The 233-nt window shown below is 45.9% G+C and carries 1 protein-coding gene; it reads right to left on the bottom strand.

The genetic code is table 11. The features are described 5' to 3' along the window. A partial coding sequence (locus SLS51_RS23775) for a DUF4277 domain-containing protein (protein ID WP_323840915.1) occupies positions 1 to 233 on the bottom strand: 233 nt, incomplete at both ends.

The following is a 233-nucleotide window of genomic DNA, read 5'->3' as shown; positions in this document are numbered from 1 at the left end:
CTGTCATAGTCACCATCGACATGAAAACTCGTGATATCCAAATGAACGGAATCGGGCTTCAGCCCCAATTTATCAACCACTTGCTCAGCAAGCACCTGATAAACTTCCGACACCCCCGCTTCATATAAGGCATCCAGTGTACGGCCGAGCACATCATCATTAAGGTGTTCAGCTTCAATGTCAGTGCCAATTAAACGCGCAATCGGCTTATGTTGAAAAAAGCCGGAAAACAT

Source organism: Photorhabdus africana (genome assembly GCF_035181445.1).
GTDB classification, from domain to species: Bacteria; Pseudomonadota; Gammaproteobacteria; order Enterobacterales; family Enterobacteriaceae; genus Photorhabdus; species Photorhabdus laumondii.
This window is presented reverse-complemented; position numbering and strand designations above follow the sequence as displayed.